Source organism: Odoribacter splanchnicus DSM 20712 (assembly GCF_000190535.1).
GTDB classification, from domain to species: Bacteria; Bacteroidota; Bacteroidia; order Bacteroidales; family Marinifilaceae; genus Odoribacter; species Odoribacter splanchnicus.
In genome coordinates this window covers 463,093-476,948 of record NC_015160.1, presented here as the reverse complement: position 1 = coordinate 476,948, position 13,856 = coordinate 463,093, and the positions used below count along the sequence as shown (strand labels likewise).

Annotated in this window: 13 protein-coding genes; 7 read left to right on the top strand and 6 right to left on the bottom strand. The window is 43.1% G+C overall.

Annotation, left to right across the window (positions count from 1 at the left end):
- Positions 1–439 precede the first annotated feature (439 nt).
- Entirely contained in the window at positions 440–1,213 is a 774-nt protein-coding gene (locus ODOSP_RS01955; protein ID WP_041556277.1) for a hypothetical protein, read from the top strand.
- A 125-nt stretch (positions 1,214–1,338) separates the two neighbouring features.
- Here ODOSP_RS01955 and ODOSP_RS01950 read toward each other — a convergent pair whose 3' ends face one another.
- The gene (locus ODOSP_RS01950) at positions 1,339–3,348 is read right to left on the bottom strand and encodes a urocanate hydratase (RefSeq protein ID WP_013610734.1); all 2,010 of its coding nucleotides are present in this window, start codon (positions 3,346–3,348) and stop codon (positions 1,339–1,341) included.
- Between the two features lie 99 nt (positions 3,349–3,447).
- Entirely contained in the window at positions 3,448–4,290 is an 843-nt protein-coding gene (locus tag ODOSP_RS01945; RefSeq protein ID WP_013610733.1) for a phospholipase A, read from the bottom strand.
- A gap of 136 nt (positions 4,291–4,426) precedes the next feature.
- Between ODOSP_RS01945 and ODOSP_RS01940 the strand changes: the two genes are divergently transcribed.
- The 3 genes from ODOSP_RS01940 to ODOSP_RS01930 are packed head-to-tail and all read left to right on the top strand — an operon-like array spanning position 4,427 to position 6,596.
- Positions 4,427–5,113, top strand: a complete 687-nt coding sequence (locus ODOSP_RS01940) for a peroxiredoxin (protein WP_013610732.1) — start codon at positions 4,427–4,429, stop codon at positions 5,111–5,113.
- Between the two features lie 49 nt (positions 5,114–5,162).
- Positions 5,163–5,555 carry a NifB/NifX family molybdenum-iron cluster-binding protein gene (locus ODOSP_RS01935; protein WP_013610731.1) on the top strand — a complete coding sequence of 131 codons (393 nt, stop codon included), beginning with the start codon at positions 5,163–5,165 and terminating at the stop codon, positions 5,553–5,555.
- A 36-nt stretch (positions 5,556–5,591) separates the two neighbouring features.
- Positions 5,592–6,596, top strand: coding sequence for a DUF2027 domain-containing protein (locus ODOSP_RS01930; protein WP_013610730.1), 1,005 nt, complete (start codon positions 5,592–5,594; stop codon positions 6,594–6,596).
- Positions 6,597–6,626: 30 nt separating this feature from the next.
- Here ODOSP_RS01930 and trxB read toward each other — a convergent pair whose 3' ends face one another.
- A complete protein-coding gene (gene trxB / locus ODOSP_RS01925) occupies positions 6,627–7,589 on the bottom strand; it encodes a thioredoxin-disulfide reductase (protein WP_013610729.1) in 963 nt (320 codons plus the stop codon).
- Between the two features lie 448 nt (positions 7,590–8,037).
- Here trxB and ODOSP_RS01920 point away from each other — a divergent pair, with 448 nt between their 5' ends.
- Entirely contained in the window at positions 8,038–8,457 is a 420-nt protein-coding gene (locus tag ODOSP_RS01920) for a helix-turn-helix domain-containing protein (RefSeq protein WP_013610728.1), read from the top strand.
- 67 nt (positions 8,458–8,524) lie between these two features.
- On the opposite strand, the gene ODOSP_RS01915 is transcribed toward ODOSP_RS01920, so the two are convergent.
- Positions 8,525–9,052 carry a hypothetical protein gene (locus tag ODOSP_RS01915; RefSeq protein WP_013610727.1) on the bottom strand — a complete coding sequence of 176 codons (528 nt, stop codon included), beginning with the start codon at positions 9,050–9,052 and terminating at the stop codon, positions 8,525–8,527.
- 138 nt (positions 9,053–9,190) lie between these two features.
- Positions 9,191–9,592, bottom strand: a complete 402-nt coding sequence (locus tag ODOSP_RS01910) for a hypothetical protein (RefSeq protein WP_013610726.1) — start codon at positions 9,590–9,592, stop codon at positions 9,191–9,193.
- A 134-nt stretch (positions 9,593–9,726) separates the two neighbouring features.
- Between ODOSP_RS01910 and nhaD the strand changes: the two genes are divergently transcribed.
- Entirely contained in the window at positions 9,727–11,181 is a 1,455-nt protein-coding gene (gene nhaD / locus ODOSP_RS01900) for a sodium:proton antiporter NhaD (RefSeq protein WP_013610725.1), read from the top strand.
- On the top strand, positions 11,172–12,359 hold the full coding sequence (locus tag ODOSP_RS01895) for a class I SAM-dependent methyltransferase (protein ID WP_022160059.1): 1,188 nt from the start codon (positions 11,172–11,174) through the stop codon (positions 12,357–12,359). The genes nhaD and ODOSP_RS01895 overlap by 10 nt, the downstream gene beginning before the upstream one ends.
- On the opposite strand, the gene ODOSP_RS01890 is transcribed toward ODOSP_RS01895, so the two are convergent.
- Complete coding sequence (locus tag ODOSP_RS01890) at positions 12,356–13,831, bottom strand: radical SAM protein (RefSeq protein ID WP_013610723.1); 1,476 nt, start codon at positions 13,829–13,831, stop codon at positions 12,356–12,358. The genes ODOSP_RS01895 and ODOSP_RS01890 overlap by 4 nt on opposite strands.
- Positions 13,832–13,856 lie beyond the last annotated feature (25 nt).

The following is a 13,856-nucleotide window of genomic DNA, read 5'->3' as shown; positions in this document are numbered from 1 at the left end:
GTCCATTCTCCGGAAAAAAAGAAAGCGATTTACCGCCTGCCCGAATCGACGCACAATCATTTCCGCCCTGCCCATGCGATACCGAAACCCTACTCCAGCGTCATTTATATATAAACAGGATGTTTACCAGAAATCCGGCGCGAAAATAAAGTAAAATCCCCTTAAATACAAATCTTCCAATCGGATGTATTCTCCGAATCAGAGAAGCGATATAGTAATCAATAGCATTCCGACGGTTATAAAATAATAGTTTTTAATGAATAATACAGAGGGATATCGCCTGGTTAACCATATTATTTGATGAAGTTTTCAAAATTTTTTTTTATTTTATTGATATAGACTATCTTTGTACCCTGTATTCTGGTAAAATAGTCCGGAATCTTTGAAGAATTAGGGTAGTTTGACTAAAAAAGTCTGTAAAACTCAATCTTAGATAATTGTGTCCAAAAAGAAAATTAAAAAAGTTGTGGATGTCGGATTCATCCCTGGTATTTATAATTATTGCGATCGTTGGTGTGAAAAATGCGAACAACAGTTGCGGTGTATGAGCTTTGTAATGGGAAAAAAGATCGAGGAGAAAGGCGGTTTCAATTTTGAACGGGAAGGCCATCGGGAAGATGAAAGTATTTGGGCACGCCTGAAAGAAGTCTTCGAATCTACTTATGAAGTATTACATGAATTGGCTGAAGAACGCGGATTAAATGTCGAGGACATTTATGCTTCGGAAAATATCGACCGGGAGTTTTGGGGTGAGGATTACGAAGGGACTCCAAGAGAGCAAGTTTACCAAAAACTCGAATCTTCGGATCTCCTCCGAATTTGCAGTATTTACGAATATTGGGCCGATAAATGTCTGGAGCAGCTTTACGAAATAATAAATGATAAAGAAAAAAACGAACTTCTGGAAGAGGCTTTAGAAGTCGTCGGCTGGTATCCGGATTTGATTCAAGCCAAAATCCGAAGGGCATTATACGGTTATCACTACCATACGGCCAATAAGTCAAAAACGACAGAAGACTATAATGGATCGGCCAAAGTGGCTCTTATCGGGGTGGAACGTTCGATTGAAAACTGGAAAATAATACAACCTTTGTGTCCGGCTTATCAAAAAGAAATATCCCATCTATTGGTAGTATTGGAACAATTACGCAGCGATGCCGACGAGTATTTTCCTAAAGCCAGGACATTCGTACGCCCCGGGTTCGACAATTGATAGCCGGTCCGAAAGGCCTTCAAAGAAAATCAAGAATAAAAAATGAACGGTGCCAACAGTTAAAAACTGTATATGCACCGTCCAACTATAAAAGAATTCTTTACTTATCGGACTATTCTATCGGATCAGAATAAACTTTCCACCAACTGATCGTCTGCGTAATTCGGTAAAGTCACTTTCAGATTCGGATTCGCCTCCATAGCCCGTTTGATCGCAAATACGGCACCTTCGTTCCGAGCCCAGCTCCGGCGGGAAATACCGTTATTCACATCCCAGAACAGCATATTTTTCAAGCGTCTGTCAGCATCGGCAGAGCCATCCAGCAACATACCGAAACCTCCGTTGATCACTTCTCCCCAGCCGACACCACCACCATTATGCAAAGACACCCAGGTAGCCCCTCTGAAAGAATCACCGATCACATTCTGTACGGCCATATCCGCCGTAAACTTCGATCCGTCGTAAATATTCGAAGTCTCCCGGTAAGGTGAATCTGTTCCGGACACATCGTGGTGATCACGTCCCAGCACAACAGGAGCAGAGATCTCTCCCCATTCGATCGCCTTGTTAAAAGCTTCTGCAATCTTTATTCTTCCTTCAGCATCTGCGTAAAGGATGCGAGCCTGTGAACCTACCACCAAATGGTTTTCGGCAGCAGCTTTGATCCAGCGTATATTGTCATGCATCTGTTGCTGAATTTCTTTCGGAGACTGAGCAGCCAGCTCTTCCAGTACTTTAGCAGCCAACTCATCGGTCTTCGCCAAATCCTTCGGATCACCGCTGGTACATACCCAACGGAAAGGACCGAAACCGTAATCGAAACACATCGGTCCCATAATATCCTGCACATAAGAAGGATACTTGAAATCGCCGTTCGGCTTCAGGATATCGGCACCGGCACGGGAAGACTCCAATAAAAATGCATTCCCGTAATCGAAGAAATAAGTTCCGAACCGTTCGACACATTTATTGATAGCAGCCACATGGCGACGCAAGGACTCCTGTACTTTCTCTTTAAATAATTCCGGTTGTTCGGCCATCATTTGTTTGCTCTCTTCGAAAGAAAGACCGACAGGATAATATCCTCCTGCCCAGGGATTATGCAAAGAAGTCTGGTCGGATCCCAGCTCCACCACGATATCTTCCTCAGCCAGCCGTTCCCACAAATCGACGACATTCCCTTGGTAAGCAATGGAAACGACCTGTTTCTCAGCTTTCGCCTGCCGCACCCGTTTCATCAGCACATCCAGATCATCGATCACCTCATCTACCCATCCCTGTGAATAACGGGTATGGGTAGCTTTCGGATTGATTTCGGCAGTGATACTTACACAACCGGCAATATTTCCTGCTTTAGGCTGAGCTCCCGACATACCTCCCAAACCTGCGGTAACGAACAACTTCCCCGCCAGACCTTCACCATGTTTGGAAATCTTACGACCGGCATTTAAAACCGTAATGGTAGTACCATGAACGATTCCTTGCGGCCCGATATACATATACGATCCGGCAGTCATTTGTCCGTATTGGGATACACCAAGAGCATTAAACCTTTCCCAATCGTCCTGTTTCGAATAATTCGGAATGACCATACCATTGGTGACCACAACCCGGGGAGCATCTTTATGCGAAGGAAACAATCCCAGCGGATGACCGGAATACATCACCAGAGTTTGTTCGTCGGTCATTTCTGACAAATATTTCATAGCCAGACGATATTGTGCCCAGTTTTGGAATACCGCACCGTTTCCTCCGTAAGTAATCAACTCATGGGGATGTTGTGCAACAGCCTTATCCAGATTATTGTTGATCATCAGCATAATAGCAGCCGCTTGCAAACATTTATGAGGATAATCGTATATATTATGAGCGTACATTTCATAATCCGGCCGAAACCGATACATATAAATCCGGCCATATTTTTCTAATTCTTCTGCAAATTCACGGGCCAAAACAGCATGATGCCGCGGTTCGAAATAGCGTAAGGCGTTCCGGATAGCGAGTTTTTTTTCCTCTTTCGTCAGGATATCCTTCCGTTTCGGTGCATGGTTTACCTCCGGATCATAAGGTTTCGGTGCAGGCAATTCCGCGGGAATACCTTCCCGGATAGATTGTTGGAATTCTTGTAATGTCATCTCATTATATATTTAATATTTATTACTTTTCGACCCGCTAATTTAATAATTTCAAACGATTACGCCCAAAAATATCACAATTAATCACACACCTTTCCTTTAAAATATAGTCACCGAGCGGGGTTTGATCACAAATCCAAACCGTAAGTAACGCCTGAACTGATTGTAGGCGATCATACTTTCGCCATATCCATTACAAAATTGCATAAATAAATACTGGTTATCTTCTCTGAACAATCGATAGGCAACCTCCAAACGCCAATTCGCATTCCAATTCCACCCACCCCGTTTTATCATTAAGGCCGAACAGGACAAACGTCCGTTATCACTGGCATAAGTCGCTGCCAAATGTCCGATTCCGGCATATCTGGTCAGGTGTCTGTTTTCTTTAGCTACCTGCATAGCTATCCAAACCTTGGCCTGAAAAGTATAATTTTTATTCATCAGATAAATACCGGTAAAAGTCAACCGGTTCCAACTCCTCGACCAAATACTGTCGCGCCCGTTCGATTCATGCTCGAACTGCACCATCCCGATACCTTTAATCCTTCCCTCCCCGATAAAATTACGTCCGAACCCTAAAGAAGGGTTATAATTATTGTCCGCAAAAGGGGCCGATTTCCGGTAAATATCCCAAAAAGACTTCTGGCTATACGTCAGGAATAAATAAATCCGATAAGGCAATAACTTACGGTAAAGCCGGTGGCGTAAGCTAATCTGAAATTTAGCATCCGAATTGTATTTCGAAATTTTTCCACCGGTGAAACTCGTTCCGGTCACCACATAATTATCTTTATATATAGTGAAAGCCGGTATATTTCCTAAAGCCTGCATCAGACTATCTTCCGATTGTCCCGAAAAGTCCGGCTCTTCATTTTGTGACCAGGCATCCAAGCCCCAAATACCTAACATCAAACTCAAAACAACAATTTTAAAAGTCATGCTTCTTCTCATTAAAAACCATTTCGTTATCAAGATTTTACGCCAACCACAAAAGAAAGGTTATCCGACTATTTCCAACCTTTCGGCAGAAAAAAACGTATTTCAGGTATTACAAACAACTTAAAACAGTATCATCATGGATTTTACAGACGAAACTATTCCGATGCCCCGGATCGGCGATCAGGCTCCGGTATTCGATGCAGTCACTACTCAAGGAAAAATTCATTTTCCTCTGGACTTTAACGGCAAATGGATTATTCTTTTCAGTCATCCTTCCGATTTCACTCCGGTATGTACCTCCGAATTCGTTACTTTCGGAGCTATGACGGAAGAATTCAAAGCGCTGAATTGTCAACTGATAGGACTTTCTGTCGACGGTTTATACAGTCATATTGCCTGGTTGCGGACCATCCGGGAAAAGATCGAGTACAAAGGAAAGAAAAATGTTGAGGTTCAATTTCCGTTAATTGCCGATGTGACCATGGAAGTAGCCCATTTATACGGCATGATCCAACCCCGGGAAAGCTCGACCAACGCTGTCCGTGCCGTATTTTACATCGATCCGCAAGGAATCATCCGGGCCATTATCTATTATCCGCTGGCTCTGGGACGAAATTTCGACGAACTGAAACGGGTACTTATCGGCTTGCAAACCATCGATAAATATGGAGTAGCCCTACCGGCCGACTGGTGTCCTGGAGACGAAGTGATCGCTCCTACCCCGGGCTCGTTCAATGCGGCAAACGAACGAATGGACAAACCTGCCAGTGGTACCCGATGCTACGATTGGTTTTTCTGTCTGAAAAAACTCCCCGAAAAATAAGGGAAAGGTGAGGATTAATAGCTACCTTTGTCCCTATAAATCGAATCTTATGAAAGTAGCTATTCCGACAAGAAATAATGTCGTCGACGATCATTTCGGACATTGTGAGTATTATACGATTTTTACAATCAGTGAAGACAAACTGATTGTCTGTACAGAAATTCAGGCTTCTCCGGAAGGATGTGGATGCAAATCCAATATAGCCTCGGTATTAGAAGAAAAAGGTGTTGAATTGATGCTCGCGGGCAATATGGGCGAAGGAGCCAAACATACGCTCGAAGACCACCATATCCGGGTGATACGGGGATGTTCGGGCAGTGTCGAAGCAGTAGTCAATGCCTGGTTACAAGGCGCACTCACCGATTCCGGAGAAGCCTGTCAACACCACGATTGTCCGGACCATCACGATTCTGGCCCGTTGACTTTCAAAGTGTTGAAATAATGCCGCTATTTCCCATTTTAATTTTATAACACAGCTATGAATATAAGGATAGGTGATATCGTACGTTTCATTTCAGAAAAAATGGAAGGTAAAGTAACCGGCATCATAGACAATACAACCGTCAATATCTTTGTCGACGACTATGGGTTCGAAATACCGGCTTCAACAAGTGACCTGGTCGTCATCCACTCTGATTTCACTCCTTCTAAACCGGATAGTAGTTCCGTAACTCAGGTACAAAAAGGGGTAACGATGGAATCGGGCGATACGTTGTATTTCGCTATTGTCCCCGATAATTTCAACAATTTACCGGATTCCCGCTATGAACTATTTTTGGTTAACGATACACAGCAAACTTGTCTCTATTCGATCGCTTTTCGCCATGGGGAAAAATATAGCGGTATCAGTGCCGGTAATTGTAATCCGGACAGCACTTGTCCGATAGGAACATACTCGTTAAAAGATATCGATGCCGGTATAAAAGCCGTTCATATCCAGGCTATCTTTTTCAAGAAAGGTTCCACGACACCCAGAACTCCGATCGAAGCAGAAGTAAAAATCAATACCGTCAATCTTTGTAAATCCGGTATTTATAAACATACCCGCTGGTTTGATTCGATTTGCATCATCCGTGCTTTGGATAAAGAACATCTGCCTGCCACCGAAGAAATCGATGAGAAACAACTCACTCAGGCCATACGCGAGAAAAAGGACACAACACCGGCCCCGACTCCCCGGCCACAAAAACAGATTGTCGGTAACATCGTCGAGATAGATTTACATTGCCATGAATTACTCGAAACAACGGCCGGAATGAATAATAAAGACATCCTGGAATATCAATTGGAAATTTTCCGGAAAACCATGGAAGAATACAAACTACGGAAAGGCCAAAAAATAATCTTTATTCATGGAAAAGGAGACGGTATCTTACGGCAGCGCATTTTATGGGAACTCCAGACAAAATACAAACGCCACCATCATCAGGATGCTTCTTTCAAACAATATGGATACGGAGCGACAATGGTTACGATAAAATAAAACAGCCGTCTCACGACGGCTGTTTTATTTTTATTTACTTTCCAACTCACCGATATACCGTTCGGCATCGATAGCAGCGCGGCAACCAGAACCTGCAGCGGCAATCCCCTGACGATAAACCGGATCCATGATATCTCCGGCAGCGAACACACCCGGCACATTGGTACGGGTCGAAGCTCCTTCGGTAATAATATAACCTTGTTCATCTACCTTTACATACTTACTGAATACTTCGGAATTCGGATGATGACCGATAGCCAGGAAGAATCCGTCGATCTTAATGTCCTTTTCACATTCTTCCGGTTCTCCTTTCCGGTACAACAGACGTGCACCTTCGAGTCCCATATCCGACCCGTAAAGTTCCAGCGTATTGTGTTCGAAAAGCACTTCGATGTTTTCAGTATTGAATACCCGTTGCTGCATAGCTTTAGAAGCTCTCAGATAGTTTTTGCGGACAATCAGATATACTTTCCGGCACAGACCTGCCAGATAAGTTGCCTCCTCGCAAGCAGTATCACCACCACCGACGACAGCCACATCTTTACCCCGGTAAAAGAATCCGTCGCAAGTAGCACAGGCACTCACTCCCAGACCTCTGAATTTCTCTTCGGTAGGAAGCCCCAGGTATTTAGCCGAAGCACCCGTAGCGATGATCACTGCATCAGCTTCGATTTGCTTGCAATCGTCGATCGTCAGTTTATGAGGATGCCCGGAAAAATCGACGGCAGTAACGATACCGAAACGGATATCCGTCCCGAAACGTTCTGCCTGTTTACGCATATCTTCCATCATAACAGGACCCGTCACTCCTTCCGGATAACCGGGAAAATTCTCGACTTCGGTAGTTGTCGTCAACTGTCCACCCATCTGTAAGCCTGTATATAATACCGGTTTCAAATTCGCACGGGCTGCATAAATAGCTGCAGTATAGCCGGCAGGGCCTGAACCGATGATCACACATCTTATTCTTTCAATTGCATTTTCTTCTGCCATAATCTTTATGATTTACATTATTATTTAGATTCAAACTAAGCGTTACAAAACTATTAATTTAAAATATGGATTACAATATTTTCCTGTCTGGCAAGCGGTTAAAAAAAAGTTAAACACTATTTTACATTATAAAGCAGAACAATATTCCAATATTGTAACACACCCTATTTCAGTAACTCTCCTCTTTTAGCCTCCAAACAGATAGCAAAACCCTATAATCGGACCTATTTTCCAACGCCCCCGCTCTTTCTGCTTCCAGCAAACACTCCCACAATTTATTGAAAACTAAACAATAAACTACTTTTACCAAACAATTATCAAAACAGATAAAAATCCGGTAATATTTTCTTATATTTGTGTATATTCAATTTTGCAAAAATAGTACAATTCTGCAATAAAAACAAGCAAATCTTGAATTATTTTCAATATATATCAAAAAAAGATTCGTATGGAAAAACTTTCGCCGGAACAACAAGAAAGGTTGCAGGAATATTTAGAAACCAGAAAGATTTCTAAATACCGGATCGCACACGATCTGAACCTCTCCGCCTCGACTATATCCAATTATCTGACAGGCAAGACGAAACCCGATGGAATCAAGTGGGAATTATTTCGTAACTATTTGGGAATTTCCGAAGAATGGATACGGACAGGACAAAATATGGTCAGCACACCCCATGATGAAACTTCCCCTAAAAAGACTCCGGCCCCAAACAGTGTGGAAGCAGCTGTAGAGGAAATCCGGCTGATGTTCCAAACCAGAGACGACCAGTATATGAACCTTCACAAAGATTTGGAAAAACTATTCAGAATGCAACAAGAATTACTGACTACCCTTTCCGCACTACTCCCCAAACTGAAAAAATAATACAAAGACATAGATAAACTTCACCCCTCTGGCGAGTAAGAAATTCTCTTCAGAGGGGTGTCTATCATTAAGATACTTTCAGATAGGAAGCCAGCAGCCGCGCTTCTTCGCCATAATAACACATAACAGGAGTCACCGCCTCATAGGAATAAGGGATATACTCTGAAATCTGTACTGCGGCAAATTTTTGATCGTCAGCAATCATTGCCTCCACTTTCACACCGGTATCTTTTTCCCGTTTCATTTTTTTCAGATCTTCAAACCGCTTCATTTCCATACAATCCTGTAGATTGTCACTTTCATGCACATCGAAATACATGGTCATCGTTTTCAGTTTACTTTTGGTCGGTTTGAACATATAGCAACTACGATCGACCAACAATTTAATGACTCCACTTAGAAACAACAAAGCCGAAGCGGTAAACAGAAATGTCGGCATAGAAGAATTCGGATCTTCAAAACTCATACCACCGATGGCACATGCCACCGAAATAATTAACACAATAGTCGCTACACCGGAAATCCGGGTTTGTTTTACTACTTCTTTATTAGTAACATTTTCTATATCTTCCTGAAGTTTTTTGAACTTTCCCATAATTTTCTCATTTTTAAATTGTTTTATTCATCGGTCCGTTTCCTGTCGATCCACGCACACAACAATACCGATCCTCTGGTCAATCAAACGAACCAACGATTAAATGATCAGTGAACCGACAGTATATAAACAAAGCAATTAAATAATGATTTTACGCAGGGAAAAGATATAATAGCCGGCATATTTTTGCCTGGCCGCATATTCCTGCGAGAAAAAGAAAGTTGTTTTTAAATGATTTTTCAGCAACATTTCCCGCTCTTCAAGCTGATACTCCATAAATTTGTCGAAAGTAAAACCACCCGGCCGATACCGTCTGGCAATATTAGAAGTAAAGCTAAGGGTAGGCTGTACCGAAAGGTTCGTAAAATGATTCGCTTCCATCAAGGCACTGATCACCTCGTCTAACTTTTGAACCACCTTGTCATCAGAGCCAGTCATCTTTTCTGCAACCAAATTCTCCGGGCCAAAATAATTCACCATTGTGTTCCAACTCCACACAACTGTAAACAAAAACAATAGACATATAACAAACCGTTTCATCAACCCGAATTTTGTGCAAATATACGCATTTCTTCAACAGGATGATTGCCCTGAGACAAAAATTACAAAAAAAATGGATAAACACTTCCGGAACAATAAACGTACAAGCAAGGGTAAACGCTAAAATTTTCAACATGTTAACAGCAATGATCGTGATGTTCGTCATCGGATATATTTTCATCGCGCTCGAACATCAGACCGGTATTAATAAAACGGCAATAGCTCTTCTGTTGGGGATCCTCTTATGGGTCATGTATATCTTTTCCGGTCCGCAAATCATCGTAGGGGCGGATCCGGCCGCTTTTCAAAATTTCATACACCAGCATCCGGCCTATGAGCATCTCTCCCCGCTTGCCCAGGTACGTGAATATATTCTTAATTGGGAAATTATCGATCATTTAGGCAATATCTCCGAAATCCTATTCTATCTGATCGGCGCTTTAACTATTGTAGAGACGATCGATGTTCACCAGGGTTTCGACGGAATCACCCGGTCTGTAAAAACAAAAAACAAAAAGAAGCTGTTATGGCTCGTAGCTTTTATCACCTTTTTTATGTCGTCCGTACTGGATAACATGACCTCGGCTATCGTCATGATGATGCTGATTCAAAAGCTATTGTCGGAACAACGCGAACGCTGGATTTTCGGCAGTATCATCATTATTGCAGCCAATGCCGGGGGAGCCTGGACCCCGATCGGGGATGTCACCACAATCATGCTCTGGATCAACGATAACATTACTTCAGGTAACATCATGAAAGGCCTGTTTCTCCCCAGTGTTATCTCGCTGGCAATTCCGGTATGGCTGGTCTCTTACTCATTGAAAAGCAACAGCATAACCACCCCCTCCCCAACTTCCGGCGTTTCTTCCCTTTACCTCGGTAAACAGGAGCAAACAAGTATCCTGATCATCGGTATCCTTTGTCTGTTAGCGGTTCCCATCTTTAAATCACTGACCGACCTGCCCCCTTTTGCCGGCATACTGTTTACCTTAGGTTTTTTGTGGTTTTACACCGATTGCCTGTATAACCGGAAGAAAACAGATTTGACCGGTCTGAAATACCGGATTCCCGATGTCCTGACCAAAGTAGATTTCTCTACTATTTTATTTTTCTTCGGTATCCTGATGGCGGTCGCAGCCCTGGAAGCTATAGGCCTATTACACCAGTTGTCCGATTTACTGAATTCGGGTATTCATAATGTCTATATCATTACAGGTATTATCGGATTTCTTTCTTCTGTCATCGACAATGTACCTTTAGTAGCGGCTGCCATGGGCATGTATCCGCTCACAGCGCCGGCCACAGCGGGAGGTATTTCCGAAACTGCCTATTTGTTGAATTTTGTCAGTGACGGGAATTTCTGGAAACTTTTAGCTTATTGTGCCGGAACAGGTGGAAGTATTCTGATCATCGGCTCTGCCGCCGGAGTAGTAGTGATGGGACTCGAGAAAATCAGTTTCACCTGGTATATGCGGCATATCAGCTGGATTGCCATAACCGGATTTCTGGCCGGAATAGGCATCTATTATTTACAAAACCTGATTAATTCGTATCTTTGCCGGCAAATGATAAGATCATGCAGCTAACCGCCGGGCTAAAACAATTCATACGCGCACATCTGACTGACAATACCGACAAACTACTGTTGGCCGCTTCCCGCTTTCCCGGTATCGATATCCGTTTTGCCATCGATCAAATTATCGCCCGGCGTCAGATTCAACATAAGCTTCCTTTCTGGTATGAGCAGGATGAATTGATCTATCCTTCCCGCTTGTCCACCGAACAGTGTTCATCGGAACAAACCGCCCTGTATAAACAGCAACTTCTTAGAGGAAATACGGTTTGCGACCTGACCGGAGGACTCGGGATCGATACTTTTTACTTCGCCCAAAAAGCCGGGAACGTTATTTACGTCGAACGTTTTCCGGAATATTGTACCGCAGCACAGCATAATTTCAAGGTGTTGAATACCTCCAATATTCATATTATCCATTCGGATGCATGTGATATTATTCAAACCCTGCAAGCCGATACTTTCTATCTGGATCCTGCACGCCGGGGCAATGGTAATAAGCGACTGTTCGCTCTGACCGATTGTGAACCCGACATTCTCCAGCTCAAACCCTTGCTTTTAGAACGGGCCCGACGGGTAATCGTCAAAATATCCCCGATGGCCGATCCCGAAGAGACCCTGCGGCTCTTACCGGAAACCCGTGAAATCCATATTCTGGCGGTAAGGAATGAATGCAAAGAACTGTTATTCATCCTTGAAGGCACTACCCCCTCTGTACAACCGGTAAAAATATATGCAGTAAATCTAGGTGGTACGACCGCCGAGCCACCTTTTATCTTTACTCCCGACGAAGAGAAAGAAGCTCCGTTGCAAGTGTGTCAAACCTTGCAAAACTATCTTTACGAACCCCATGCTGCCCTCTTAAAAAGCGGAGCATTCAAATTAATCGCTACCCGTTTGAATTTATTCAAATTACACCGGCACAGTCATTTATACACCTCCGAATCTTTATGTCAGGATTTTCCAGGCCGTATCTTCACTATCGAAGAGACCTATGAATTTTCCGGTAAGTTATTGAAACAGCTTTACCGCCAAATTCCCAAAGCCAATCTGACCACCCGTAATTTTCCCCTGACAGTGGCCGAACTCCGCAAACGCAGTAACATAAAAGAAGGGGGTGACATTTATTTATTCGCCACCACCCTCTATTCAGGTCAGCGAGTACTGATCCGGACACATAAAACCCATTAAACACTTAAAGCTTTTTCCTTTTCCTGCTTTTGTTCCGAAGTTTCCCGTTCCTTATCTTTCACCTCATTTCCTTTCCGTTTTTCGGCAGATTTTTCTGTTTCCAGTTGTTTTTCTTCTTTCTGCCCTTCTGTACCGTTTTTACCATACCAGATGTGATCGGCTACTTTCCCCCATTTTTCTGCAGTTCCGACACATTTACCTGTCAATACATCCACATCTTCAGGTTTCAGCATATCCGTAGAATAAGCTTCCGAAACACGCACAACTTCTTTCAGACTATGGGGATTATCCAGCAACGGACAGGGACGCAAATGATTTTTATTAAAAGGCTGGCGTTGTTGATAAGCCTTAAACAAGGGAGAACGAAGTGCTTCCAGCAAAGAAACCTGCTTTATATTGACTGTCGAATAATGAATGAAAGCACAAGGTTCGACATCCCCATTGGCATTGATATGGAAATAATAACGTCCTCCGGCGATACATCCCCTGACATACTCCCCGTCATTCCAGAAATCCATAGCAAAGATCGGCTTTGTCTTACGGAACATACGTACTTGCTCGTACATGAATTTCCGCTGTTCGGAAGTCACCATCAATTCGGGTACAGCATCGTTACCGACCGGCATATAAGTGAAATACCAAACAAAAGCAGCCCCTTGGTCGATCATAAAATCAAGATATTCAGACGACCCGACGACATCGACGTTTTTACGATGATAACAAGTCGACATACCGAATAACAAGCGTTTGCGTTTCAATATCTCCATTGCTTTCATCACTGCCTTGAAAGTACCTTTTCCACGCCGCATATCCGTTTCTTCTCCATATCCTTCGACACTGATAGCCGGTGCAAAATTTCCAACCCTCAGCATATCGTCGGCAAAAGCCTCATCGATCAGGGTTCCGTTGGTAAACGCCAGAAAATAACAATCGGTATGTTTTTCACAAAGTTTGATGATATCTTTTTTCCGGACTAAAGGTTCCCCACCCGAAAAAATAAACATATAAATCCCCAAAGCTTTGGCTTCGGTAATAATACGGTCCAGGGTTTCCAGGTCCATTGACATCTGATGCCCGTATTCGGCCGCCCAACACCCCGTACACTTCAGGTTACAGGCAGAGGTCGGATCCATCAAAATCGTCCAGGGTACATGCACCCCATATTTTTTACTGGTCTCTTTTACAGCACTATTACCGATGATCGCTGCATTACATATCAGGGATTCGAATAGTTTTTTCCTGACATGCGGATCCCATTCCGTATAAGCCTTTTTTACCAGACGCGTCCAATTGTTCCCGGGATCCTGTAAACATTTCTCTAATTCATCCCAGGAGGATCCGTAAGTCCCGTCAAGGTCTATTTTCCGGATTATCTTTAAAGCTTTAGCCGCATTTACCTCAGGATCTCTTTCTACATACTTCAATAGCTGTTTTATGGCAAAAGCCTGCATCTGATTTTTAAATGTTCTCATCGTGAGTCTGTTTAGTTTATTTCCC

Bases quoted from the DNA above. Each gene is read 5' to 3' on its own strand.
- ODOSP_RS01950 (WP_013610734.1), bottom strand. From the start codon at position 3,348: ATGACATTACAAGAATTCCAACAATCTATCCGGGAAGGTATTCCCGCG.
- ODOSP_RS01945 (WP_013610733.1), bottom strand. From the start codon at position 4,290: ATGACTTTTAAAATTGTTGTTTTGAGTTTGATGTTAGGTATTTGGGGC.
- ODOSP_RS01940 (WP_013610732.1), top strand. From the start codon at position 4,427: ATGGATTTTACAGACGAAACTATTCCGATGCCCCGGATCGGCGATCAG.
- ODOSP_RS01935 (WP_013610731.1), top strand. From the start codon at position 5,163: ATGAAAGTAGCTATTCCGACAAGAAATAATGTCGTCGACGATCATTTC.
- ODOSP_RS01930 (WP_013610730.1), top strand. From the start codon at position 5,592: ATGAATATAAGGATAGGTGATATCGTACGTTTCATTTCAGAAAAAATG.
- trxB (WP_013610729.1), bottom strand. From the start codon at position 7,589: ATGGCAGAAGAAAATGCAATTGAAAGAATAAGATGTGTGATCATCGGT.
- ODOSP_RS01920 (WP_013610728.1), top strand. From the start codon at position 8,038: ATGGAAAAACTTTCGCCGGAACAACAAGAAAGGTTGCAGGAATATTTA.
- ODOSP_RS01915 (WP_013610727.1), bottom strand. From the start codon at position 9,052: ATGGGAAAGTTCAAAAAACTTCAGGAAGATATAGAAAATGTTACTAAT.
- ODOSP_RS01910 (WP_013610726.1), bottom strand. From the start codon at position 9,592: ATGAAACGGTTTGTTATATGTCTATTGTTTTTGTTTACAGTTGTGTGG.
- nhaD (WP_013610725.1), top strand. From the start codon at position 9,727: ATGTTAACAGCAATGATCGTGATGTTCGTCATCGGATATATTTTCATC.
- ODOSP_RS01895 (WP_022160059.1), top strand. From the start codon at position 11,172: ATGCAGCTAACCGCCGGGCTAAAACAATTCATACGCGCACATCTGACT.
- ODOSP_RS01890 (WP_013610723.1), bottom strand. From the start codon at position 13,831: ATGAGAACATTTAAAAATCAGATGCAGGCTTTTGCCATAAAACAGCTA.